20 protein-coding genes and 1 pseudogene are annotated in these 22,393 nt (G+C 62.7%); 8 read left to right on the forward strand and 13 right to left on the reverse strand.

Going from position 1 to position 22,393, the window contains the following annotated elements:
- Nucleotides 1-93: 93 nt before the first annotated feature.
- Both AC07W0_RS26605 and pap read right to left on the reverse strand, forming a co-directional pair.
- Nucleotides 94-1,278, reverse strand: coding sequence for a thiolase family protein (locus AC07W0_RS26605; RefSeq protein ID WP_046382584.1), 1,185 nt, complete (start codon nt 1,276-1,278; stop codon nt 94-96).
- Between the two features lie 92 nt (nt 1,279-1,370).
- Complete coding sequence (pap, locus tag AC07W0_RS26610; protein ID WP_017845862.1) at nt 1,371-2,888, reverse strand: polyphosphate:AMP phosphotransferase; 1,518 nt, start codon at nt 2,886-2,888, stop codon at nt 1,371-1,373.
- Between the two features lie 141 nt (nt 2,889-3,029).
- Here pap and mnmC point away from each other — a divergent pair, with 141 nt between their 5' ends.
- The 5 genes from mnmC (at nt 3,030) to AC07W0_RS26635 (ending at nt 10,368) form a co-directional block, all read left to right on the forward strand.
- A complete protein-coding gene (mnmC, locus tag AC07W0_RS26615; protein WP_102618591.1) occupies nt 3,030-5,015 on the forward strand; it encodes a bifunctional tRNA (5-methylaminomethyl-2-thiouridine)(34)-methyltransferase MnmC2/FAD-dependent 5-carboxymethylaminomethyl-2-thiouridine(34) oxidoreductase MnmC1 in 1,986 nt (661 codons plus the stop codon).
- Between the two features lie 284 nt (nt 5,016-5,299).
- Nucleotides 5,300-7,072: an N-acetylglutaminylglutamine amidotransferase gene (locus AC07W0_RS26620; protein WP_017845860.1), complete on the forward strand. Its 1,773-nt coding sequence runs from the start codon at nt 5,300-5,302 to the stop codon at nt 7,070-7,072.
- A gap of 3 nt (nt 7,073-7,075) precedes the next feature.
- The gene (ngg, locus tag AC07W0_RS26625; RefSeq protein WP_102618590.1) at nt 7,076-8,821 is read left to right on the forward strand and encodes an N-acetylglutaminylglutamine synthetase; all 1,746 of its coding nucleotides are present in this window, start codon (nt 7,076-7,078) and stop codon (nt 8,819-8,821) included.
- Between the two features lie 75 nt (nt 8,822-8,896).
- Nucleotides 8,897-10,081 (forward strand): osmoprotectant NAGGN system M42 family peptidase, encoded by a 1,185-nt coding sequence (locus AC07W0_RS26630; protein WP_102618589.1) that lies wholly within the window; start codon nt 8,897-8,899, stop codon nt 10,079-10,081.
- A gap of 59 nt (nt 10,082-10,140) precedes the next feature.
- The gene (locus tag AC07W0_RS26635; protein ID WP_003236706.1) at nt 10,141-10,368 is read left to right on the forward strand and encodes a YheU family protein; all 228 of its coding nucleotides are present in this window, start codon (nt 10,141-10,143) and stop codon (nt 10,366-10,368) included.
- A 9-nt stretch (nt 10,369-10,377) separates the two neighbouring features.
- Here the strand turns inward: AC07W0_RS26635 and csrA are convergent, their stop codons facing one another.
- Nucleotides 10,378-10,575, reverse strand: a complete 198-nt coding sequence (gene csrA / locus AC07W0_RS26640; protein WP_017845857.1) for a carbon storage regulator CsrA — start codon at nt 10,573-10,575, stop codon at nt 10,378-10,380.
- A 169-nt stretch (nt 10,576-10,744) separates the two neighbouring features.
- Nucleotides 10,745-11,560, reverse strand: a complete 816-nt coding sequence (locus AC07W0_RS26645) for an SDR family oxidoreductase (RefSeq protein WP_046382578.1) — start codon at nt 11,558-11,560, stop codon at nt 10,745-10,747.
- 331 nt (nt 11,561-11,891) lie between these two features.
- On the opposite strand from AC07W0_RS26645, the gene AC07W0_RS26650 reads away from it, so the two are divergent.
- Nucleotides 11,892-12,044 carry a DUF3309 family protein gene (locus AC07W0_RS26650; RefSeq protein ID WP_010208879.1) on the forward strand — a complete coding sequence of 51 codons (153 nt, stop codon included), beginning with the start codon at nt 11,892-11,894 and terminating at the stop codon, nt 12,042-12,044.
- 54 nt (nt 12,045-12,098) lie between these two features.
- Here the strand turns inward: AC07W0_RS26650 and AC07W0_RS26655 are convergent, their stop codons facing one another.
- From AC07W0_RS26655 to AC07W0_RS26675, 5 genes are all read right to left on the reverse strand, one after another.
- Nucleotides 12,099-14,186 (reverse strand): LTA synthase family protein, encoded by a 2,088-nt coding sequence (locus AC07W0_RS26655; RefSeq protein WP_046382577.1) that lies wholly within the window; start codon nt 14,184-14,186, stop codon nt 12,099-12,101.
- Between the two features lie 414 nt (nt 14,187-14,600).
- Nucleotides 14,601-14,792 carry a PLDc N-terminal domain-containing protein gene (locus AC07W0_RS26660; protein WP_010567448.1) on the reverse strand — a complete coding sequence of 64 codons (192 nt, stop codon included), beginning with the start codon at nt 14,790-14,792 and terminating at the stop codon, nt 14,601-14,603.
- A 67-nt stretch (nt 14,793-14,859) separates the two neighbouring features.
- Complete coding sequence (locus AC07W0_RS26665; protein WP_046483965.1) at nt 14,860-15,390, reverse strand: hypothetical protein; 531 nt, start codon at nt 15,388-15,390, stop codon at nt 14,860-14,862.
- 41 nt (nt 15,391-15,431) lie between these two features.
- Nucleotides 15,432-15,947, reverse strand: coding sequence for an ankyrin repeat domain-containing protein (locus AC07W0_RS26670; RefSeq protein ID WP_102618588.1), 516 nt, complete (start codon nt 15,945-15,947; stop codon nt 15,432-15,434).
- 111 nt (nt 15,948-16,058) lie between these two features.
- A complete protein-coding gene (locus AC07W0_RS26675; protein ID WP_102618587.1) occupies nt 16,059-17,885 on the reverse strand; it encodes a long-chain-acyl-CoA synthetase in 1,827 nt (608 codons plus the stop codon).
- A gap of 395 nt (nt 17,886-18,280) precedes the next feature.
- On the opposite strand from AC07W0_RS26675, the gene AC07W0_RS26680 reads away from it, so the two are divergent.
- The gene (locus AC07W0_RS26680) at nt 18,281-18,559 is read left to right on the forward strand and encodes a DUF3509 domain-containing protein (protein WP_016970113.1); all 279 of its coding nucleotides are present in this window, start codon (nt 18,281-18,283) and stop codon (nt 18,557-18,559) included.
- Nucleotides 18,560-18,614: 55 nt separating this feature from the next.
- On the opposite strand, the gene AC07W0_RS26685 is transcribed toward AC07W0_RS26680, so the two are convergent.
- From AC07W0_RS26685 to aroC, 4 genes are all read right to left on the reverse strand, one after another.
- The gene (locus AC07W0_RS26685; RefSeq protein WP_017845849.1) at nt 18,615-18,881 is read right to left on the reverse strand and encodes a response regulator transcription factor; all 267 of its coding nucleotides are present in this window, start codon (nt 18,879-18,881) and stop codon (nt 18,615-18,617) included.
- Nucleotides 18,882-19,091: 210 nt separating this feature from the next.
- Nucleotides 19,092-19,622 carry an acireductone dioxygenase gene (locus AC07W0_RS26690; protein ID WP_017845848.1) on the reverse strand — a complete coding sequence of 177 codons (531 nt, stop codon included), beginning with the start codon at nt 19,620-19,622 and terminating at the stop codon, nt 19,092-19,094.
- Entirely contained in the window at nt 19,619-20,782 is a 1,164-nt protein-coding gene (locus AC07W0_RS26695) for an MFS transporter (RefSeq protein WP_017845847.1), read from the reverse strand. Before AC07W0_RS26695 ends, AC07W0_RS26690 begins: the two co-directional genes overlap by 4 nt.
- A 52-nt stretch (nt 20,783-20,834) precedes the next feature.
- On the reverse strand, nt 20,835-21,926 hold the full coding sequence (aroC, locus tag AC07W0_RS26700; RefSeq protein WP_046382572.1) for a chorismate synthase: 1,092 nt from the start codon (nt 21,924-21,926) through the stop codon (nt 20,835-20,837).
- Between the two features lie 142 nt (nt 21,927-22,068).
- Here aroC and AC07W0_RS26705 point away from each other — a divergent pair.
- Nucleotides 22,069-22,393: pseudogene (locus AC07W0_RS26705) on the forward strand (alpha/beta hydrolase); the annotation flags it as partial.

Below are 22,393 nucleotides of genomic sequence, written 5' to 3' on the forward strand. Positions count from 1 at the left end.
CAGAGGAAGTGGAACCGGCATTCTAGGGGCAAGTACACGGATTGGGATACGGCACTGTGCAAGTGCGGGAGCCGGCCTGCCCCCACAGTGGGCTCAGCGCACAGCTTCGAACAGCCCGGTCGCCCCCATGCCACCGCCCACGCACATAGTGACGATGCCGTAACGCAGATTACGCCGCTGCAACTCACGCACCAGGTGCCCGACTTGCCGCGAGCCGGTCATGCCGAACGGGTGGCCGATGGAGATCGAGCCGCCGTTGACGTTGTATTTGGCATTGTCGATTTCCAGGCGGTCGCGCGCATACAGGCACTGGGAGGCGAACGCCTCGTTGAGTTCCCACAGGTCGATATCCGCCACCTGCAAGCCCTTGGCCTTGAGCAACTTGGGCACCGAGAACACCGGGCCGATGCCCATCTCATCGGGCTCGCAGCCAGCCACGGCAAAGCCACGGAAAAACGCCTTGGGCTTGAGCCCCAGGGCCAGGGCTTTTTCCAGGCTCATCACCAGGGTCATCGAGGCGCCGTCGGACAATTGCGAAGAGTTGCCCGCGGTCACCGAGCCGTCTTCGGCAAACACCGGCTTCAAGCCCTGGAGACTGGCCAGGGTGGTGTCGGGGCGGTTGCAGTCGTCGCGCTCGACCACACCGTCGAGCACCTGCACGGCGCCGCTGCTCTTGTCCTCGACGGCGTACTTGACCGCCATCGGCACGATTTCATCGTTGAACAAGCCATCGGCCTGGGCCTGGGCGGTGCGCTGCTGGCTTTGCAGGGCATACCGGTCCTGGTCCTCGCGGCTGACGTGATAGCGGCGCGCAACGATTTCGGCGGTCTGGCCCATGGGAAAATAGAGGCCCGGCACCTGCGCTTTGAGCAACGGGTTGATCAGGTTGTCGGTGTTGACGCTTTTCATGGTCAGGCTGATGGACTCGACGCCGCCGGCGACAATGATATCGCTGCAGCCCGAGGCGATCTGGTTGGCCGCGATGGCAATCGCCTGCAAGCCCGAGGAACAGAAACGGTTGAGAGTCATCCCCGCCGTGCCGGTGCCCAGTTGCGACAGCACCGCGACGTTGCGCCCGATGTTGTAGCCCTGGGCGCCCTCGTTGGAGCCCGCGCCGACGATGCAATCTTCCACCGTGGCCGGGTCGATGCCGTTGCGTGTCAGCAACGCGTTGACGCAATGGGCCGCCATGTCATCCGGTCGGGTCTGGTTGAACTTGCCGCGAAAGGACTTGGCCAGGCCGGTTCGCACGCTGTCGACGATCACTACTTCACGCATGGGGCTACCTCGATCTTGTCGTTGTTGGGAGAGCACTCGAGAATAAATCCAGGCCCGCCCAACCGCGATGATCATTCACCCCGCCTATAGGCCTACTTCTTCTTGCCTTTCTGGTCGTGCTTGTCGGACTGGGCGAACGCCTCCTCCAACGCCAGGTTGATAGTGCGCAACACCTTGACCCGCGCCCAGCGCTTGTCATTGGCTTCGACCAGGGTCCACGGCGAGACCTCGGTGCTGGTGCGGTCGACCATATCGCCTACGGCGGCACGGTATTCGTCCCACTTCTCGCGGTTGCGCCAGTCGTCGTCGGTGATCTTGAAGCGTTTGAACGGGATCGCTTCGCGGGCCTGGAAGCGCTCCAGTTGGGTCTGCTTGTCGATGGCCAGCCAGAACTTGACCACGATCACTCCGGCATCGCGCAGTTGCTCTTCGAAATCATTGATCTCGCCATAGGCGCGCATCGAGTCCATCGGGGTGCAGAAGCCTTCGATGCGCTCCACCAGCACGCGGCCGTACCAGGAGCGGTCAAACACGGTGAACATGCCCCGTGCCGGAATCTGCCGCCAGAAGCGCCACAGGTAAGGCTGGGCGCGCTCGTCCTCGGTGGGCGCGGCGATCGGCACGATGCGGTACTGGCGAGGGTCGAGGGCCGCGGCGACCCGGCGGATCGCGCCCCCTTTGCCGGCCGCATCGTTGCCTTCGAATACCGTGATCAACGCGTGCTTGCGCATGCGCTTATCCCGCATCAGGCCGGAAAGACGCGCCTGCTCGGTGATCAACTGCTCTTCGTAGTCTTCTTTTTCCAGGCTCAGGGTCATGTCGAGACTGTTGAGCAGGCTCACTTGGTCCACGGCCGCCGGCAACGGCGCCGGGTTCATGCCGCTGACTTTGCCCTTGGGTTGCCTCAGGGCGTTTTGCAGGCCCTCGAGCAGAATCTTGCCGACGGTGAGACTGCGGTAATTGCTGTCGACCCCTTCGATCACATGCCAGGGCGCGTAGTCGCGGCTGGTGCGACGCAGCATACGTTCGCCGAAGTGGACGAACTTGTCGTAGGTCTTGGACTGCTGCCAGTCCAGCGGGCTGATCCGCCAACTGTGCAGCGGGTCGTCGGCCAGGGCCTTGAGCCGCGCCTTCATCTGTTTCTTGGACAGGTGAAACCAGAACTTGAAGATCACCGCGCCTTCGTCGCAGAACATCTTCTCCAGGCGTTCGGCGCCGGCGATGCCCTGGTCGAGCCGGGCGTCCTTGATTTCGCCCTGCACCCGGCTCTGCAGCATCTGGCTGTACCAGTTGCCGAAGAACACCCCCATGCGGCCTTTTGCGGGCAACTGCCGCCAGTAACGCCAGGCAGGCGGGTGGGCCAGTTCTTCGTCGGTCTGCTGGTCGAAGGTACGCACTTCGATCAGACGCGGGTCCATCCATTCGTTGAGCAGTTTGACCGTCTCGCCCTTGCCGGCACCTTCGACGCCGTTGATCAGGATGATCACCGGGAAACGTTTCTGCTGTTGCAGCTCGAACTGCACTTCCAGCAAGGCTTCGCGCAGGGCCGGTACTTCGGTGTCGTAAGTGTCTTTGTCGATGGCATGACCGATTTCAGCGGATTCGAACATGAGCAGCTCCGTTTCAAGATCGCTCAAGACTAGCGGATTGAGCAGCAACACGCGGGAGGAAATTCCACGTGCGCTTGCCGTGGGTCAATTCATTGCCGGTTGATCGGCTAGAATGGCCACCTTGCCTTTGCCGAGTCGCCCATGAACCCTGTAACCCACGCCCAGCTCGACTGGGATGACCAAGGTCGCCCGCATTCGCGGGTCTTCGACGATGTGTACTTTTCCGACCAGTCGGGCCTTGAAGAAACGCGCTATGTGTTCCTCGAACAGAACCGTTTGCAGGCACGGTTTGCCGCCTTGCCGGCGGGCGGGCGCCTGGTGATCGGCGAAACCGGGTTCGGCACCGGGCTGAATTTTCTCTGCGCCTGGCAGTTGTTCGAACAACACGCGGTGGCCGGCGCGCGCCTGCATTTTGTCAGCGTGGAAAAATACCCGCTGAGCCACGCCGACCTGCAACGCGCCCTACTCCTCTGGCCGGAACTGCAGCCGTTCGCCGCGCAATTGCTGGCGCAGTACATCGCCATCCACCCAGGCTTCCAGCGCCTGGTGCTGGATAACGGCCGCGTGACCTTGACCCTGCTGATCGGCGACGCGCTGGAGCAGTTGCCGCAGTTGGATGCGCAAATCGACGCGTGGTTTCTCGACGGTTTCGCCCCGGCGAAGAACCCCGACATGTGGACCGCCGAGCTGTTTGCCGAACTGGCGCGCCTGGCGGCCCCGGGGTCGACCATCAGCACCTTCACCAGCACCGGCTGGGTACGACGCCTGATCAATGCCGCCGGGTTCAAGATGAAGCGCACGCCGGGCATCGGGCATAAATGGGAAATCCTGCGCGGTGAATTCCTCGGCTGGCCGGCCGAGACGCCGTTGCCTGCCGCAGGTAAACCGTGGTTCGCCCGCCCGGCGCCGCTGCACGGCGAACGCAGCGCCCTGGTGATCGGCGGCGGCCTGGCCGGCTGCACCACGGCGGCCAGCCTCGCCGCGCGCGGCTGGAACGTCAGCCTGCTGGAACGCCATGCCCACCTGGCCGAGGAAGCCTCGGGTAACCCGCAAGGGGTGCTGTACCTCAAGCTGTCGGCCCACGGCACCGCCCTTTCGCAATTGATTTTGAGCGGGTTCGGCCACACCCGGCGCCTGCTCGAACACCTGCACCGGGGCGTCGACTGGGACGGTTGCGGCGTGTTGCAACTGGCGTTCAACGCCAAGGAAGCCGAGCGCCAGGCACAGCTGGCCGCGGCGTTTGCGCCCGGTCTGCTGCAGCCGTTGGACCAGGCCCAGGCTCAAGCGCACGCCGGCGTGGCGCTGGAACACGGCGGGCTGTTTTTCCCCGAAGGTGGCTGGGTACACCCGCCGGCCTTATGCGAATGGCAAGCCCGGCACCCGTTGATCAACGTGCTGACGCATCACGAGGCGCTTGAGCTGCAACGGGTCGACGGGCAATGGCAAGCCCTGGCCGGCGACACCCTGCTGGCCAGCGCCACGGTGGTGGTACTGGCCGGCGCGGCCGAGATCAAGCGGTTCCCGTTCAGCGCCGAGCTGCCCCTCAAGCGCATTCGCGGGCAAATCACCCGCCTGGCGCAAACCCCAGACAGCCAGGCGCTGGCCACCGTGGTCTGTGCCGAGGGCTACGTAGCTCCGGCGCGTCTCGGCGAGCACACCCTGGGCGCCAGCTTCGACTTCAAGAGTGACGACCTGACGCCGACAGTCGCCGAGCATGTCGGCAATCTGGAGATGCTGCAGGAAATCTCCGTCGACCTGGCCCACCGCTTGAACGCCGACACACTGGCCGCCGATCAGCTCGAAGGGCGCGCCGGGTTCCGCTGCACCAGCCCGGACTACCTGCCGATTATCGGGCCGCTGGCCGATCGCGCCCTCTTCGACCAGGCCTACGCCGCGCTGCGCAAGGACGCCCGTCAGCCCCCCGAAGCCGAGTGCCCGTGGCTCGACGGCGTGTACATCAACAGCGGCCACGGCTCACGCGGCCTGGTGACCGCGCCGCTGTGCGCCGAACTGCTGGCGGCCTGGCTGGACGATGAACCCCTGCCGCTGCCCAGAAGCGTGGCCGACGCCTGCCACCCCAATCGATTCGCCGTGCGCGCGTTGATTCGCGGCACCGGCGGGTCATAGCAACGGCGCGGTCAAGCGTCCGAGCGACACACTGTTGGCCCTCTTCAAACAGCCGGTCCACAACGGCAAACCGCGCAAAACTTGTATATTCACCAAGCCTATTTACCACCCGCAAATCCGCCGCCACACGCGGCGCAGGCTCACGTCCGAACAGTCAAGGCGGTTTGCCTTATAACAGATTGATCTAAAACTCCACTGATAGCCGTGTGTCAGTTTCTGGGTACGCGCCTTTTGGGCGTATTGAGTATTGACCCCTCCCCAACGGAAAAACCGGTAAGGAATTTATGTGCGGATTAGCTGGAGAACTACGTTTCGATGCCCAACCTGCCGACCTGGCTGCGATTGAGCGCATCACCCATCACTTGGCCCCACGCGGCCCCGACGCCTGGGGCTTCCATGCCCAGGGGCCGATTGCCCTGGGCCATCGACGCCTGAAAATCATGGACCTGTCGGACGGCTCTGCCCAACCGATGGTCGATGCACAGCTGGGGTTGTCGCTGGCCTTCAACGGCGCGATCTATAACTTCCCGGAACTGCGCCAGGAGCTCGAAGCCCTGGGCTACGCCTTCTATTCCGGCGGCGACACCGAAGTGCTGCTCAAGGGCTATCACGCCTGGGGCGAAGCTCTGCTGCCCAAGCTCAACGGCATGTTTGCGTTTGCGATCTGGGAGCGCGATGCCCAGCGTCTGTTCATCGCCCGTGACCGTCTCGGCGTGAAGCCTTTGTACCTGTCGCGCACCGGCCAGCGCCTGCGCTTTGCCTCGACATTGCCGGCCCTGCTCAAGGGCGGCGATATCAACCCGGTGCTCGATCCGGTGGCGCTCAACCACTACCTGAACTTCCACGCCGTGGTGCCCGCGCCGCGCACGCTGCTGGCCGGCATCGAAAAACTGCCTCCAGCCAGCTGGATGCGTATCGACGCCCACGGCAACACCGAGCAGAAAACCTGGTGGACCCTGCCTTACGGCCCGCGTGAAGATGAGCAGCACCTGACCCTCGAAGACTGGACCGAGCGCGTACTCGACAGCACCCGCGCAGCCGTGGCGATCCGCCAACGCGCCGCGGTGGATGTCGGCGTGCTGCTGTCCGGCGGTGTCGATTCGAGCCTGCTCGTCGGCTTGCTGCGCGAGGTCGGTGTGGAGGACCTGTCGACCTTCTCCATCGGCTTTGAAGACGCCGGTGGCGAACGCGGCGACGAGTTCCAGTACTCGGACCTGATCGCCAAGCACTACGGCACCCGTCACCACCAACTGCGCATCGCCGAGGGCGAGATCATCGAGCAATTGCCGGCCGCGTTCCGCGCCATGAGCGAGCCGATGGTCAGCCACGACTGCATCGCCTTTTACCTGCTCTCGCGGGAAGTGGCCAAGCACTGCAAAGTGGTGCAGAGCGGCCAGGGCGCCGATGAACTGTTCGCCGGTTACCACTGGTACCCGCAAGTGGACGGCGCCAGCGACCCGTATGCGGCGTACCGCGAGGCGTTTTTCGACCGCAGCCATGACGACTACGCAGCCACCGTCGCGCCGAAATGGCTGACCGCCAATGACGCCGCCGGCGACTTCGTGCGCGAGCATTTCGCAATGCCGGGCGCCGATGCCGCCGTGGACAAGGCGCTGCGCCTGGACAGCACGGTGATGCTGGTCGACGACCCGGTCAAGCGCGTCGACAACATGACCATGGCCTGGGGCCTGGAAGCACGTACACCGTTTCTCGACTACCGCCTGGTGGAACTGTCGGCCCGCGTACCGGGCAAATTCAAATTGCCCGATGGCGGCAAGCAGGTCCTCAAAGAGGCGGCGCGTCGGGTCATCCCGAGTGAAGTCATCGACCGCAAGAAAGGTTACTTCCCGGTGCCCGGCCTCAAGCATTTGCAAGGCGATACCCTGAACTGGGTCCGCGAGTTGCTGCTGGACCCGAGCCAGGACCGCGGCCTGTTCAATCCGGCCATGCTCGACCGCTTGCTCACCGACCCACATGGTCAACTCACCCCGCTGCGCGGCTCCAAGCTGTGGCAACTGGCGGCGCTGAACCTATGGCTCAGCGAACAAGGAATCTGATCGATGAAACCTCTCGCAGCGGCTTACAGCCAACGCTTGCTCAAAGGCCAGGCGCCGACCTACGAGCGCCTGCAAGCGCGCCTGGCCGAAGACGGCAGCCCACTGGCCGCCGAGCCGATCGCGGTGCATTGCGGCTGGGGCCGGTTGTTGATCGGCCACACGTTTCCCGACCCGGCCAGCCTGGCCGAGGAACTGCTCAACGAGCAGGCCGGCGAGCGCGACATCGCACTGTACGTGGCGGCGCCCCAGCAGATCCTCGGGATCGATCCGCAGCAACTGTTCCTCGACCCGTCCGACACCTTGCGCCTGTGGTTCTCTGACTATCGTCCGTCGACCCGCGTGTTTCGTGGCTTCCGTATTCGCCGCGTCCAGACCGCGGCCGATTGGCAGGCGGTCAACCAGCTCTACCAGGGGCGCGGCATGCTGCCGGTCGACGCTGAGCGCCTGACGCCCCGCCACGCGGGCGGCCCGGTGTATTGGCTGGCCGAGGACGAACACAGCGGCGCGGTGATCGGCAGCGTGATGGGCCTCAACCATCAGAAAGCCTTCCACGACCCGGAACACGGTTGCAGCCTGTGGTGCCTGGCGGTCGACCCGCACTGCACGCGCCCAGGCGTCGGCGAAGTGCTGGTGCGCCACCTGGTGGAACACTTCATGAGCCGTGGCCTGAGCTACCTGGACCTGTCGGTGCTGCACGACAACCGCCAGGCCAAGAGCCTCTACGCCAAGCTCGGCTTTCGTGCCTTGACCACCTTTGCGATCAAGCGCAAGAACGGCATCAACCAGCCACTGTTCCTCGGCCCGGGCCCGCAGGCGGGGTTCAACCCCTACGCGCGGATCATCGTCGAAGAAGCCCATCGCCGCGGCATCGACGTGCAGGTAGACGACGCCGATGCCGGCCTGTTCACCCTCAGCCATGGCGGGCGCCGCGTGCGCTGCCGTGAATCGTTGAGCGACCTGACCAGCGCCATCAGCATGACCCTGTGCCAGGACAAAAGCCTGACCCACAAGGTGCTCAAGGGCGCCGGGTTGAAACTGCCGGCGCAACAACGGGCGGGCAGCGCCGACGACAACCTGGAGTTCCTCGACCAACACCAGCGCATCGTGGTCAAACCGCTGGATGGTGAACAGGGCCAGGGCGTGGCGGTGGACCTGCAGACCATCGAAGAGGTGCAACAGGCGATTGAAGCAGCGCGTCAGTTCGACAGCCGGGTCTTGCTCGAAAGCTTCCACGAAGGCCTGGACCTGCGCATCCTGGTGATCGGCTTCGAGGTGGTCGCCGCGGCGATCCGCCGCCCGGCCGAAGTGGTCGGCGACGGCCAGCATTCGATCCGCGCCCTGATCGAGGCGCAAAGCCGCCGGCGCCAGGCCGCCACCGACGGCGAAAGCAAAATCCCGCTGGACGCCGAAACCGAACGCACCCTGCACGCGGCCGGTCATGACTACTCCAGCATCCTGCCCCGTGGCGCGCAATTGGCCGTGCGCCGCACCGCCAACCTGCACACCGGCGGCTGCCTGGAAGACGTCACCGGCATCCTCCATCCGACGCTGGTCGACGCCGCCGTGCGCGCCGCGCGTGCCCTCGACATCCCGATGGTCGGCCTCGACCTGATGGTGTCGGCCGCCGATCAACCGGAGTACGTGTTTATCGAAGCCAACGAACGGGCCGGGCTGGCCAATCATGAACCGCAGCCAACGGCAGAACGGTTTGTCGATTTGTTGTTTCCGCACAGTCAGCCCAGCGCCTGAACGAAGTATTGCCTGGGCCGGCGCCGCTCCACCCTCATCGAAACCATCGATGCCCTCAACCCATCAGGAGTTTCCATGACCCGAACCATTCCCGAACCGGACCTCAACTACCTGCAAAAAGTGCTGCTGGAAATGCTCGCCATTCCCAGCCCGACCGGGTTTACCGACACCATCGTGCGCTACGTCGCCGAACGCCTGGAAGAACTGGGCATCCCCTTTGAAATGACGCGCCGCGGCACCATCCGCGCCACCCTCAAGGGCCAGAAAAACAGCCCCGACCGCGCAGTGTCGGCGCACCTGGACACCATCGGCGCCGCCGTGCGCGCGATCAAGGACAACGGTCGCCTGACCCTCGCTCCGGTGGGCTGCTGGTCGAGCCGCTTCGCCGAGGGCAGCCGCGTCAGCCTGTTCACCGACAACGGCGTGATCCGTGGCAGCGTGTTGCCGCTGATGGCCTCCGGGCATGCGTTCAACACCGCCGTGGATGAAATGCCGGTGAGCTGGGACCATGTCGAACTGCGCCTGGACGCGTACTGCGCCACCCGCGCCGATTGCGATTCCCTGGGGATCGGCATCGGTGACTATGTGGCGTTCGACCCGCTGCCCGAGTTCACCGAGAGCGGGCATATCAGCGCGCGTCACCTCGACGACAAAGCCGGCGTCGCCGCGCTGCTCGCCGCCCTCAAGGCGATCATCGACAGCGGCGCCCCCTTGCTGATCGACTGTCACCCGCTGTTCACCATCACCGAGGAAACCGGCAGTGGCGCGGCCGCCGCCCTGCCCTGGGACGTCAGTGAGTTCGTCGGCATCGACATCGCCCCGGTCGCCCCCGGCCAGCACTCCAGCGAACACGCGGTCAGTGTGGCGATGCAGGATTCCGGCGGGCCGTATGACTATCACCTGTCGCGCCACCTGCTGCGCCTGGCGGCGGATAACGACCTGCCGGTGCGCCGCGATCTGTTTCGTTATTACTTCAGCGACGCACACTCGGCGGTCACCGCCGGTCACGACATCCGCACCGCCCTACTGGCGTTCGGGTGCGATGCGACCCACGGCTACGAGCGCACCCACATCGACAGCCTCGCGGCCCTCAGCCGGTTGTTGAGCGCTTACATTCTCAGCCCGCCGGTGTTCGCCAGCGACGCGCAACCAGCGCAAGGGTCACTGGATCGGTTCAGTCATCAGATCGAGCACGAGACCCAGATGGAGAGCGATACCCGCGTGCCGTCGGTGGACAGCCTGGTCGGCCAGAAGTCCTGACACTGGCAACAACGGTCCCGGCGCAGTAGCATCGCCGGGACTTAACCCCAGAGGCTTGTATGCTGATTCCCTACGACGCACTTGAAGTCGACACCCTGACCCGCCTCATCGAAGACTTCGTGACCCGCGACGGCACCGACAATGGCGACGACACGCCCCTGGAAACCCGCGTACTGCGCGTGCGCCAGGCACTGACCAAGGGCCAGGCATTGATCGTCTTCGACCCCGATAGCGAGCAATGCCAGTTGATGCTCAAGCACGACGTGCCCAAGCACCTGTTCGACTGAAGGTGCAGTTCAGGGATTGGGCAGCGGATGGCTGGCGGTGTCCTGGCGCTCGACGATCTTCTGGTACACCTCGGCGCGGTGGACCGACACCTCGGCCGGGGCTTGAACCCCGAACTTCACCTGGGAACCGTTGAGTTCGAGGATGTGCAAGGCGATGTCATCGCCGATGGAAATGATTTCGCCTACGGTGCGGCTTAAGACCAGCATGGCGGTTGTCCTTTTCGAGTGACAGGACCCCGACCTTGCGCGCTTGGGTGATGCTCAGCAACGGCTTGCGGTCAAATCAGGCACCACCTACAACGGTAGGTAACTTGCCTGACAGACCACATGATTTTTTGCGCCGAGCCCCGCTCCGAGATTTACGACAGTGCCCCACTCAGCCTTTAATCGCCTGGGCCTTGGCGCGCATTTTGTCGGCCATCACGGTCATTTCGTCATACAGCAACTGCGGGTTTTTCTGCTTCAACGCCCAAGCCATCCGCCCTTGTTCGTGGGGCAGGATCATGAACTCGCCCTCGGCCACCCGCTGATAGATGTAATCGGCGATATCCGCCGCCGAGATCGGCGAGCTTTCCAGCAGCTTGCCCACCTGCGCCTTCATCGCCGGGGTCGGCCCACGGAACGAGTCCAACAGGTTGGTCTGGAAGAACGACGGGCACACCACGTGAACCCCGATTTCCTGTTGTTTGAGTTCCACCAGCAGGCTCTCCGACAACGCCACCACGCCCGCCTTGGCCACGTTGTAGTTGCTCATCGCCGGCCCTTGCATCAGCGCCGCCATCGAGGCGATGTTGATGATGCGGCCCTTGCTCTTTTCCAGCAGCGGCAGAAAGGCCTTGCAGCCCTTGACCACGCCCATCAGGTTGATTGCGATCTGCCAGTCCCAGTCTTCCAGCGACAGTTCGGCGAAGAACCCGCCGGAGGCCACGCCGGCATTGTTGACGATCACATCGATCCCGCCCAGCTTGACCTCGCAGGCCTGGGCAAAGGCGGTGAGCTGGCTGTAGTCGCGCACATCGCAGCGCTGGACAAAGCCATCGCCACCCGCCTCGCGCACCAACCTGAGAGTCTCTTGCAAGCCTGGCTCGCTGACATCCGACAAGGCCAACTGCCAACCCTCGCGGGCCCAGCGCAGCGCGATTTCGCGACCCAGGCCGGACCCGGCACCAGTGATCATCATGCGATTTTGCATAGGAAAATAGCCTTGTGGTTCACAGAAGAAGTGATCGGCAGTGTAGCGAAGGTTTTTCCTACACCCACGCACCATCCAATTGATGAATGCCCCGAGCAAACCACGGGCCGGGTCGGATACCACGGCACGCCCTAAGTTCAATCTTTTTCAACTAAGCGCAGGCATTCAGCGATGCATTTAAAGAAATAAGCAGGTCTTCGAAATGCTTTAAAAAAACACGGAATTTTCTGCGAAGCGGCACAGTCGGAGTTATTAAGGCGTCCGCGATTAAACCCACGGGCCTAACTTTAAACAACCGGTCCTTGCAGAAGGCCTATAAGGAAATACAATTATGAGCCTCATTTTAATCATCATCCTGATTCTCCTGCTGGTCGGCGGTTTGCCAGTGTTTCCACACTCCCGTAGCTGGGGTTATGGTCCGTCGGGTATTCTCGGCGTAGTCCTGGTGGTGCTGCTGGTGCTGTTGTTACTCGGCAAGATATAAACGCCGGACAAAAAAAGAGGCCTTCATGAAGGCCTCTTTTTTATTGCCGGTCAATCAGTCCGGCTTGCCATCGACAACACCGGCGGTGTTATCCAGCAAACTTTTGGTCGCGGTCTGCAGGAACGATTCGAGCTTCTGTTTCAGCCCTGCCTCGTCCGGCGATTCCGCGATCACTTTACCGGTCGGCTCGGCGCCCAGTTCGTATTCCCACAGCTTCGGTGGCATTTCCTTAGGCAATACCAGCACGCGGTCGCCGGTGACCAGCGCCACGGTCTGATCGCTGCCCGAAGGCTTGATCACGCCGAAACCCTTGTCGCCTTCCGGCAGGTTGAGCAGGTCACGCCCCCAGCACTGGTGCAGGGTGTCGCCACCCAGACGGCCCATGATGGTCGGCACGATGTCGATCTGGGTGCCCACGGTGTGGTCACGCACGCCGAACTTCTCTTGCATGCCCGGAGCAATCATCAGCATCGGCACGTTGAAGCGGCCCAGGTCCATCTCGGTGATCTGCTGCTCGTTGCCGAAACCGTGGTCGCCCACGATCACAAACAGGGTTTCCTTGAAGTACGGCTCCTTGCGGGCCTTTTCAAAGAACTGGCCGAGAGCCCAGTCGGAGTAGCGCATCGCCGTCAAATGCTCGTTGAGGCTGCCACGGTCGGTGACTTTCTCCACCGGCAACGGGGTCGGCAAGGCATACGGCGTGTGGTTGGACAGGGTTTGCAGCAGGGCGTAGAACGGCTTGCCGCCTTCACGCGCTTTCAGTTCTTCCAGGCCACGGTTGAACATGTCCTGGTCGGACACGCCCCAGGTTGGGTCGGAGAACACCGGGTCGACAAAGTCGTTGCGGCCGATGAAGTTGGTCATGCCCTGGTTGCTGAAGAAACCCGACTGGTTGTCCCAGGCGAAGTCGCCGTTGTAGACATACACGTCGTCAAACTTGCGCGCACTGAGCAGCTGCGGCAGGCCCGACAGCTTGTGGCTGCCTTCCGGGGTCTGCATCAGGTATTCGAAACCCGGCAGGTTCGGGAAGCATGCCATGGTGGCAAACATACCCTGGTGGGTGTGGGTGCCGTTGGAGAAGAAGCGGTCGAACAGCAGGCCTTCCTTGGACAGTTTGTCGAAGTACGGCGTGATATTGCCCGGACGCCCCAGGGCGCCCACCGAGTGACCGGCGAAGCTCTCCATCAGGATCACCACGACGTTCTTGATCGGCAGGGTTTTCTCGGCCGGTGGCGTGAAATCACGGCGCACGGCGGCGGTGTCGGTATCCACCAGCTTCTCTTGCGGCAACACCAGCATGTCGCGCACGGTCTGGGTGGCCAGTGGTTGTTCCAGGGTAGCCTTCCAGATGTTGGTGCGTTCTTCGGAGAAGCGCGACTTGGCCGCGGCGATCAACGACAACGTGCCATTGAGGCCCAATTGGTTGGCGAAGTTCGAGTCGGTGGTGTAGACGTCACCCCAACGCAGCGGCGGGCCCTGGCGCAGGGTGCCGCGAGCGGCGACCACGGCGACCAGCAGGCACACCACAAACACCGCGATGCGCGAATACCACGGCGCCACCTGGCGGGTGCCGATACTGCCGCCGCTGAACGGGCCGCGTGGGCGCGTCGCCCGGTCGGCGCCCTTGAAGGCCACGCTGAGGATCAGCGTGCCGACGGCCCAGGCGAGCAGGTAGCGCACCACCGGGAAACCGTACCAGAGCATGCTCATCACGGTTTTCGGGTCTTCCTTCACGTACTGGAAGACCAGGCCGTTGAGGCGCTGGTGGAATTCGCGGTAGAAGTCCATCTCCATCAGGCCCAGGAACAGCGCGATGCTGGAGGCAAGGGTCAGCCAGAAACGGAAGAACCCCCGCGCGGCCATGGCCCGCACGCTGAACAGTGACAGCAGCAAGGGGATCGTCAGGTACACCACCAGGCGAATGTCCAGGCGCAGGCCGTTGGCGAACGCTTCCAGGAAGGTCGAGGCCGGTGTGTCGAGGATCATCTCGCGGTTGTAGGCCAGCAGCGCCAGGCGCAGCAGGGAGAACATCACCATCATGACCAGTGCACAAAGCAGCGTGTATGCCAGATGGGATTTGACGGTCGGTTGCAGCAGGCGATTAGAAGCTCGCTGCTGATTCAGGGCGTCCGGGTTTGCCATGTCGTTTCAGGACCCATTGGAGGTTTAAGTTGCGAAAAAGAGTGCAGTGGCGTCCGGCCCTCGCCCAGGCTGGCTGGGGTAGGCGGTAAACGCGATGGCGCAAATGGTGCCCGATCACTGCCGGCAACGCCATTAATTACTGAACGCGTGCCGCAAACCTGCAACTGGCGGTGCTTGAGATAGAGCCGTTGCAGGGAGATAAAGCCGGCGAATTGTCTTGGATGAGATGTGAAAATTTCGTACAGCGAATATTTCGACACACAATATCAAGGCATTTGCTGAAACCATTGTGGGAGGGGGCTTGCCCCCGATAGCGGTGGTTCAGTCACTGTTGTAACGACTGATACACCGCTATCGGGGGCAAGCCCCCTCCCACATTTTCCGTGCCCGCTTCAGCTTGAGTGAAGCTGGCGCTCAGAACCGCACGTTGCCCCGCGGCCCGGCAATCGCCCAGATGATCAGGCCCAGGACCGGCAGGAGCAGGATCAACAGAATCCACAACACCTTGGCACCGGTGCTCGCGCCGCTTTTGAACACATTGATGATCGCCCAGATATCCAGCGCGAGGATGATCAGCCCGACCAGACCGTTGAAAGTGGAACCCATGGTGTCGCTCCTAAGTGAGGGCATGCCCTTGTAGGATAGCCAGCCCTGGCCGGGGTTCCGTTTTATTTCAGACGTGGACCGCGACCCGCAGGGCTTCCAGGGACGGTTCGCCGTGGATGCCGACTTCGGCGCACAGTTCCAGCACGCGCGGCAGGTCGTTGCCGAACACCAGCACGGCCTGGATCTCGTCATCCAGCGGCTGGCTGAAGTTCAGCAACACATAACCACCGTCTTGCGGGCTGAGCGCACTCATCTGGATCTGGATGCGATTGAGCGCGGTGAGGGCTTCGGTCTTGGCCAGTTGCTTGGGCTTGAGGTTGAACGCCACGCCGGGGCCGAACGAGGCAACGATCTGCGCAAACAAGTCGCCATAGGTGTCGGCCTGGAACAGCACCGTGTCCGGCAGGCTGCCGACCACCACCCACTCGCCCAGCGGAATCGGGAAAGTATCGTCGTAGTTGATGTCCGGGTTCGCCGCCAGAAAGGCCACCGGGTCGGCGTAGGCCTGCGCCGCTTCCTCGGCGATGCGCGCCACCTCGTCGTCGCCCATGACGCCGGCGCTGATTTTACGGATGAGTTCGACGAGGGCGTTTTTCATGAAGGGGTCCTGTGGCGGGCGGGTTTTCGAGGGCGCGTAGCCTACACCAGTTTCTGCAACTGCGCCGCCGTATCCACCGCGCCCATGGTCTGTGCCGCGGCCAATGCCGTGGCGCCCTGGGCGTCGGCAGTCTTGGGGTTGGCGCCCTGGCTGAGCAGGTAGTCGACCATTTCGACGCGGTTGAACATCGCGGCCATCATCAATGCCGTGCGGCCGTCGGAGGACGACGCGTCAACCGGCGCGCCGCCTTCGATCAGCGCCTTGACCACGGGCAAGTTGCCCTTGAACGCCGCGCCGGCGATCGGCAGTTGATGCTTGTCGTTGGCGATCTGTGGGTCGGCCTTGAACTCCAGCAGCACTCTGACCGCGTCGGCGTGGCCGTGGTAAGCGGCCAGCATCAGCAAGGTGTCGCCATTGTGGTTACGCAGGTTGGCTGGCAAGCCCTTGGCCAGCAGCGCGGCAAGCAAGGCGGCATCGCCTCTGCGCGCGACGTCGAAGACCTGCTCGGCAAATTCGGCGGCTTCGTCTTCGGTCATTTGTTTGGCATGGTCTGACATGTGGGGGCTCCTTGTCTGGTACGGCTTCGGGTACTGAAGAGTAGGCGCCCAGTGTCGCGAGGGAGTTCCCCACTGTCATGGTTTTTTTGTCAACAGCCACCATAGGCAGAATCAATAGCGGAACTGTCCGCCCTGGATCTGCGCCAACAATTGCCCGGTGACCGGCACATAGCAATCCGAACCGGGCAGCCAGGCGTAGACCGGGTCGTTGCCGGCCTTGGCCGGGTCGAACGCTTCTTCCTTGAGCCGCACTTTCTGGTATTTGAACGTGCCCGTTGTCTCCATCTTCATCTTGATCCGCAGGAACAGCGGCACCGCATAGTGCGGCAACTGGCCATGAGCGAACTGCAGCAACTCGCGCATATCCAGGGCGGCCAGGGATTCGCTGGGGGTGATGGCGACCATGCCGGCGCGGCCATTGGTGTTTTCGATCTCGACACCGTAGGCCACCACTTCGGCGATCTGCGGGTGTTGCAGCAGGATGTTCTCGACCTCGGTGGTGGAAACGTTTTCGCCTTTCCAGCGATAGGTGTCACCCAGGCGATCGACAAATTGCGCATGGCCGAAACCGATGCTGCGCAGCAGATCGCCGGTATTGAAGTAGCGGTCGCCCTTTTCGAACACGTCGGTCAGCACCACCTTGCGGTTCTTTTCCGGGTCGGTGTAACCGTCGAACGGGGCCTTTTCGTCGATCCTCGCCAGCAACAGGCCCTCCCCGCCCGTTTGCACCTTGCGCATGAAACCATCGGCGCCACGCAGCGGCTCACCGCTGTCGTGGGCGTAGTCCACCAGCGCCCAGCGCTGCAGGCAGAAGCCGATGGTGTTGTCGAAATTCAACACATTGGTGAAGCCGATATTGCCGTCACTCGCGGCATACAGCTCACAGATATGCTCGACGCCAAAGCGTTGCTTGAACTGCGCCCACACACCGGGCCGCAGGCCATTGCCGACCATCTTGATCACCCGGTTGTCACGGTCCTGGGCGCTGGCCGGCTGGTCGAGCAGGTAACGGCACAGCTCACCGACATAACCCAGGGTGGTCGCGTTGAACTTGCGCACATCGCCCCAGAACTGGCTGGCGCTGAATTTGCGGCGAATCGCGAACCCCGACGCGCCGACGATCGCCGAGCCCCAGCACACGCAAAGGCCGGTGGCGTGGTACAGCGGCAAGGTGCAATACATGACGTCGGCGGGGCCCATGTCGAGGGCGATGCTGGCGAAGCTGACCGCGGTTTTGGTCCAGCGGCCATGTTTCATGATGCCGGCCTTGGGCAAGCCCGTGGTGCCGGAGGTGTAGATATAGAAGCACGGGTCGTTGAAAAAGATCTGCCGGGAACTGGCCGGGTTGTCCAGCGCGCACTCGGCGCTGGCCGCCATCAGGTCGACATAGCCGGCAGGCACCGCGCTGCTGGGTTGATCCGCGACAAACCAGGTGCGATCGGCCGCGATCACCACTTGATCGCGCACCGCTGTGTAGGCCTCCACCAACTCCGCTCCCACCACAATCGCCACCGGGTTGACCAGATTCAGGCTGTGTACCAGCGCCGCCTGGGTTTGCGAGGTATTGAGCATGGCGCAGATGCCGCCCAGCTTGGCCACGGCCAGCACGTTGAGCAGCAATTCGGGGCGATTTTCAATAAACAGCGCCACCACATCGCCTTTGCGGATGCCCTGGCTCTGCAGGTGGTGGGCGATGCGGTTCGCACGCTGGTTGGCATCGCGGTAACTGAGCACGCTGTCGCCGTACAACAACGCCGCACCGTCAGGGTTGCGCAGAGTGGCTTGCTCAAAATGCCAGCCCAGGCCACAGGGTTGCGCGGGGTCGGTGACATTCGCGGCACGCATGCCGCGGACCACCCGTGGCAAGGCGCGGACGATGGCGGGCACCTTACGCAGCAGCATGCTCCAGGTAATCATGTCGTTTTGCGGATGGCGCATGGAGGAACGTCCTTTTTCTTATTCTTCGTCGGGGCCAGAAACTCCGGCATTTTTTGTAGGCAGGAAGCCAAATGCTCAGGGGAAAATACGCCAGCCGTTCTTCGGCTGTACACGCGGGATTTGAAATGTTTTGTATCCCGAAGCCGCAACCGCCCCACAGGGAATTTTGCGACACATCGGCAGTCCCTATCAGTGACGAGGCGCCCGCCCGGCCGGATCGAGTAGCGCAAAATGCAGGATGCATGATGGCCATTCATGCAATTTGCACGAAATCAAAAATCCTTACTTTTTACAAGTTATTGATTTTAAAAGACTTTATATAAAATCGTGAGATGGCACAATCACTGCACCTATCACTCCATGCTTGCCAACTTGAGCCAACGGAGCTGATAGACATGAGCCTGATCCAAGATAAATTCGCCTCAGTATTCTCCCAATACGACGTCACCACTCAGCCACGCCCGGACGGCGGTATCCTGCTGACCCTGCGCAACAGCGAAGGCAAGCAGGTCAAGCGCTCGATCTCCTACCAGCAACTGCACACAGCCGATCAACTTACCTGGGTGATCAGTGCCATTCGCCGCGACCTGGCCGAACAAGCCAGCGAACTGCCGCAGATTTCCATGCTGCAGAGCCAGAACCGCTTTGCCCTGCCGACTTACCATTCGGCCTAAGACACACAAAAAAGGGCCGCGACGCCATCCAGCGTCGCGGCCCTTTTTCATGGGTTCAGGACAGGCCCAATCGGGCGGCTTCATTCATCGCTTGTACACGATTACTGACTTGCAACTTGCCATAGATGTTACGCAGGTGGAATTTCACCGCGGCTTGGGACGTTTCACGAATCCGGCTGATTTCCCAGATGGTCTTGCCTTCGGAGGCCCAGCGCAAGATCTCCAATTCGGTCGGAGTCAGGGGCTTGCCGGACAGGGCCAAGCGTTTTCTGACATCGGTGGGCACGCTCAACGGCGCACCTGACGCCTCTGGATCACTCATCGCTTTCTCTCCTTATTGTTGGCTGATGCTTATCGCCTTTCGGATTCCTCCTATTGACAGGCGATACAAACATTAAGACCGGAGAGAGTTACATAATGGAGCGCGTCAAAGCGTAAGGCCGGCGATAAACAGCCAGGCCTTACAGATAAATAAGCTTCTTCCCACAACAACTTCCAACTCGTCGGGGTTGAAGATTCAAGTCGATTAAGCCTAGTCATCCAACCCAGGGAAACCAGCGGCGATATCGTCCCCGCTGAATTCAGGCACCCCGCCGCCTGCCGCATGGGACAGGCGCAGCGTCACAAAATGTGGGTGCTCGCCCATATCGAACCAATGGGGCATGCCGGCCGGGATCAGCAGCAGGTCATTTTTCTCACAGCGCACGCCGTACACATAGTCACCAATGTGCAAGGCAAACAGGCCTTGGCCGGCGATGAAAAAGCGCGCTTCATCTTCGCTGTAACGCCGCTCGGCAAGGAACTGATCGCGCAATGCCGCCTTCTGCGCAGGGTCGCCGGGGGCATGCAGCACCTCGACGCAGGCGTAGCCGAGGGCGTCGATCCGTGGCTGATACGCTGCGATCATGGTGGCGTCGTCTGCGCCTTTTTCAATAACGGCGGGCTGCCAGCGCTCGAATCGCACGCCATGCTCGGCCAGGGTCGACGCGATATCGTCGAAGTGGGTCAGGACTTTGTTCGGTGTATCCGGTGTGGCGACGTGGTAAACGGCTACATAACTCATAGGACGGTTCCTTGGTTCTGCTCGTGCAATCGAAAACCGATGATAAGGGCGGCGGCTAGGGCCGCGACGCTGGCGATACTGAAGGTCAGGGCCGGCCCCAACAGGTTCCAGCTGTAACCGGCGTACAGCGCGCCAAGCGCGCCGCCGGTGCCGGCCAAGGCCGCGTATAACGCCTGGCCCTGACCTTGCTGGCGGGCGCCGAAGCTGCGCTGCACAAAGGCAATCGCCGCCGCATGAAAACTGCCGAAGGTCGCCGCGTGCATCACCTGCGCCAGCAGCAGCACCCAGAAAAATTCCGCGAACGCGCCCAGCAACAACCAGCGCAGCGCCGCCAACAGGAAGCTCGCCAGCAGCACCCGGCGCACCGAGAAACGCGTGAGGATGCGGCTCATGCCCAGGAACATCAACACTTCCGCCACCACCCCAAGGGCCCACAGCATGCCGATCACGCCACGGCTGTAGCCCAAGTGTTCCAGGTGCAGGGTGAGAAAGGTGTAATACGGGCCATGGCTCATTTGCATCAACGCCACGCAGGCGTAAAACGCCAGGACACCGGGGCTGCGCAACTGCTTGAGGAAGCCCTCGCCGGCCAGGCGGGGGCCGTGGTTCGCCGGCTGCGCATTCGGCACCCACAGGCTGGCACCGATGATCCCGGCCATGATCACCACGACCACCACCGGGTAGATATCCAGGCTCAGCCAGTCGAACAGGCGGCCCATGATCACCACCGTGAGGATGAAGCCGATGGAACCCCACAGGCGGATCTGGCTATAGCGCGAGGTCTGCTTATGCAGATGGGCCAGGGTGATCACTTCAAACTGCGGCAGCACCGCATGCCAGAAAAACGCATGCAGGGCCATGACCAGGGCCAGCCAGGCATAGGTCTTGCTGACGAAAATCAACGCAAAACTCACCAGCGTACACAGTGCGCCCACACGCACGATGGCCAGGCGCCGGCCGGTATAGTCGCCCAGCCAGCCCCACAGATTGGGAGCCACGCAGCGCATCAGCATGGGGATGGCCACCAGCTCGCCGATACGCGCGCTGGAGAACCCCAGGTGATCGAAGTACAGCGCCAGGAACGGCGCCGTGGCCCCCAGCAGGGCGAAGTAGAAGAGGTAGAAGCTGGAGAGTCGCCAGTACGGAAGTGCTGGAGTCATGCAAGAGGCCGCTTTGCGGCAAGGCGCGAGCAAGCTCGCGCGCCACACACCGTCACAACTGGCCCAGTACCGGAGTACTCACGCGCACATCGGCGTTTTGCCCACGGTTGCGCAGCAGGTGGTCCATCAACACGATCGCCATCATCGCTTCGGCGATCGGCGTGGCGCGGATGCCGACGCACGGGTCGTGACGGCCCTTGGTGATCACGTCCACCGGGTTGCCGTGTACATCGATCGAACGGCCCGGGGTGGTGATGCTCGACGTGGCCTTGAGCGCCAGGTGCGCAACGATCGGCTGGCCGGAGGAAATACCGCCGAGGATGCCGCCTGCATTGTTGCTGAGGAAACCCTGCGGGGTCAGTTCGTCGCGGTGCTCGGTGCCGCGCTGGGACACGCAGGCGAACCCGGCGCCGATTTCCACGCCTTTAACGGCGTTGATGCTCATCAGCGCGTGGGCCAGCTCAGCGTCCAGACGGTCGAAGATCGGCTCGCCGAGACCCGGTTTCACGCCCTCGGCGACCACGGTGATTTTCGCCCCGACCGAATCCTGGTCGCGGCGCAACTGGTCCATATAGGCTTCCAGCTCCGGCACTTTGTCCGGGTCCGGGCTGAAAAAGGCGTTGTCGTCGACGCTGTCCCAGGTCTTGAACGGGATTTCGATCGGGCCCAGCTGGCTCATGTAGCCACGGACGACAATACCCTGGGTCGCCAGGTATTTCTTGGCGATGGCACCGGCAGCCACGCGCATCGCAGTTTCGCGGGCCGAGCTGCGGCCGCCGCCACGGTAGTCGCGCTCGCCGTATTTGTGGTGGTAGGTGTAGTCGGCGTGGGCCGGGCGGAACAGGTCCTTGATCGCCGAGTAGTCCTTGGACTTCTGGTCGGTGTTGCGGATCAACAGGCCGATGGCGCAGCCGGTGGTGCGGCCTTCGAACACACCGGAGAGGATCTCGACTTCATCGGGTTCCTGGCGCTGGGTGGTGTGGCGGCTGGTGCCGGGCTTGCGGCGGTCGAGGTCACGTTGCAGGTCTTCCAGGGACAGCTCGAGGCCGGGCGGGCAGCCGTCGACAATGGCGACCAACGCCGGGCCATGGCTTTCGCCCGCGGTGGTGACAGTGAACAGCTTGCCGAAGGTATTGCCGGACATGCAGGGCGCTCCGTGAAATCAGTTGTAATCACTCAGCGGTGATAACCAAGCGCACCAGTATACGCGGGCCAACCGACTAGTTCATCCTCGAAACCTTACCGGTAGACGTTGGTCGAACCGGCACCTCCTGAATAATGGCCCGATGATGCTTCGAGTTTTGCTGTTTACCCTCACCCTGTTCACTGCCGTAGCCCATGCCGCGTCCTCCGTGGTGTTGCAACGGCCCATCAGCCTCGACACCGGCAGCGGCGAGCTGTTCGGCTCGCTGCTGCTGCCGCAGTCCGACAAACCGGTGCCGGTGGTGCTGATCATTGCCGGCTCCGGTCCGACCGACCGCAACGGCAACAGTGCCGACGGCGCGCGCAACGACAGCCTCAAGCGCCTGGCCTGGGTGCTGGCCCGGCATAACATCGCCAGCGTGCGCTATGACAAGCGCGGCGGGGGGGGGGGGGGGGGGGGGGGGGGGG

It is taken from the genome of Pseudomonas sp. GW704-F2 (genome assembly GCF_059423025.1).

Coding starts and splice junctions, on each gene's coding strand:
- AC07W0_RS26655 (WP_046382577.1), bottom strand. CDS start 14,186: ATGGCAAACCCGGACGCCCTGAATCAGCAGCGAGCTTCTAATCGCCTG.
- AC07W0_RS26660 (WP_010567448.1), bottom strand. CDS start 14,792: ATGGGTTCCACTTTCAACGGTCTGGTCGGGCTGATCATCCTCGCGCTG.
- AC07W0_RS26605 (WP_046382584.1), bottom strand. CDS start 1,278: ATGCGTGAAGTAGTGATCGTCGACAGCGTGCGAACCGGCCTGGCCAAG.
- AC07W0_RS26630 (WP_102618589.1), top strand. CDS start 8,897: ATGACCCGAACCATTCCCGAACCGGACCTCAACTACCTGCAAAAAGTG.
- aroC (WP_046382572.1), bottom strand. CDS start 21,926: ATGTCCGGCAATACCTTCGGCAAGCTGTTCACTGTCACCACCGCGGGC.
- AC07W0_RS26680 (WP_016970113.1), top strand. CDS start 18,281: ATGAGCCTGATCCAAGATAAATTCGCCTCAGTATTCTCCCAATACGAC.
- ngg (WP_102618590.1), top strand. CDS start 7,076: ATGAAACCTCTCGCAGCGGCTTACAGCCAACGCTTGCTCAAAGGCCAG.
- AC07W0_RS26650 (WP_010208879.1), top strand. CDS start 11,892: ATGAGCCTCATTTTAATCATCATCCTGATTCTCCTGCTGGTCGGCGGT.
- mnmC (WP_102618591.1), top strand. CDS start 3,030: ATGAACCCTGTAACCCACGCCCAGCTCGACTGGGATGACCAAGGTCGC.
- AC07W0_RS26695 (WP_017845847.1), bottom strand. CDS start 20,782: ATGACTCCAGCACTTCCGTACTGGCGACTCTCCAGCTTCTACCTCTTC.
- AC07W0_RS26620 (WP_017845860.1), top strand. CDS start 5,300: ATGTGCGGATTAGCTGGAGAACTACGTTTCGATGCCCAACCTGCCGAC.
- AC07W0_RS26670 (WP_102618588.1), bottom strand. CDS start 15,947: ATGTCAGACCATGCCAAACAAATGACCGAAGACGAAGCCGCCGAATTT.
- AC07W0_RS26665 (WP_046483965.1), bottom strand. CDS start 15,390: ATGAAAAACGCCCTCGTCGAACTCATCCGTAAAATCAGCGCCGGCGTC.
- pap (WP_017845862.1), bottom strand. CDS start 2,888: ATGTTCGAATCCGCTGAAATCGGTCATGCCATCGACAAAGACACTTAC.
- csrA (WP_017845857.1), bottom strand. CDS start 10,575: ATGCTGGTCTTAAGCCGCACCGTAGGCGAAATCATTTCCATCGGCGAT.
- AC07W0_RS26690 (WP_017845848.1), bottom strand. CDS start 19,622: ATGAGTTATGTAGCCGTTTACCACGTCGCCACACCGGATACACCGAAC.
- AC07W0_RS26635 (WP_003236706.1), top strand. CDS start 10,141: ATGCTGATTCCCTACGACGCACTTGAAGTCGACACCCTGACCCGCCTC.
- AC07W0_RS26685 (WP_017845849.1), bottom strand. CDS start 18,881: ATGAGTGATCCAGAGGCGTCAGGTGCGCCGTTGAGCGTGCCCACCGAT.
- AC07W0_RS26675 (WP_102618587.1), bottom strand. CDS start 17,885: ATGCGCCATCCGCAAAACGACATGATTACCTGGAGCATGCTGCTGCGT.
- AC07W0_RS26645 (WP_046382578.1), bottom strand. CDS start 11,560: ATGCAAAATCGCATGATGATCACTGGTGCCGGGTCCGGCCTGGGTCGC.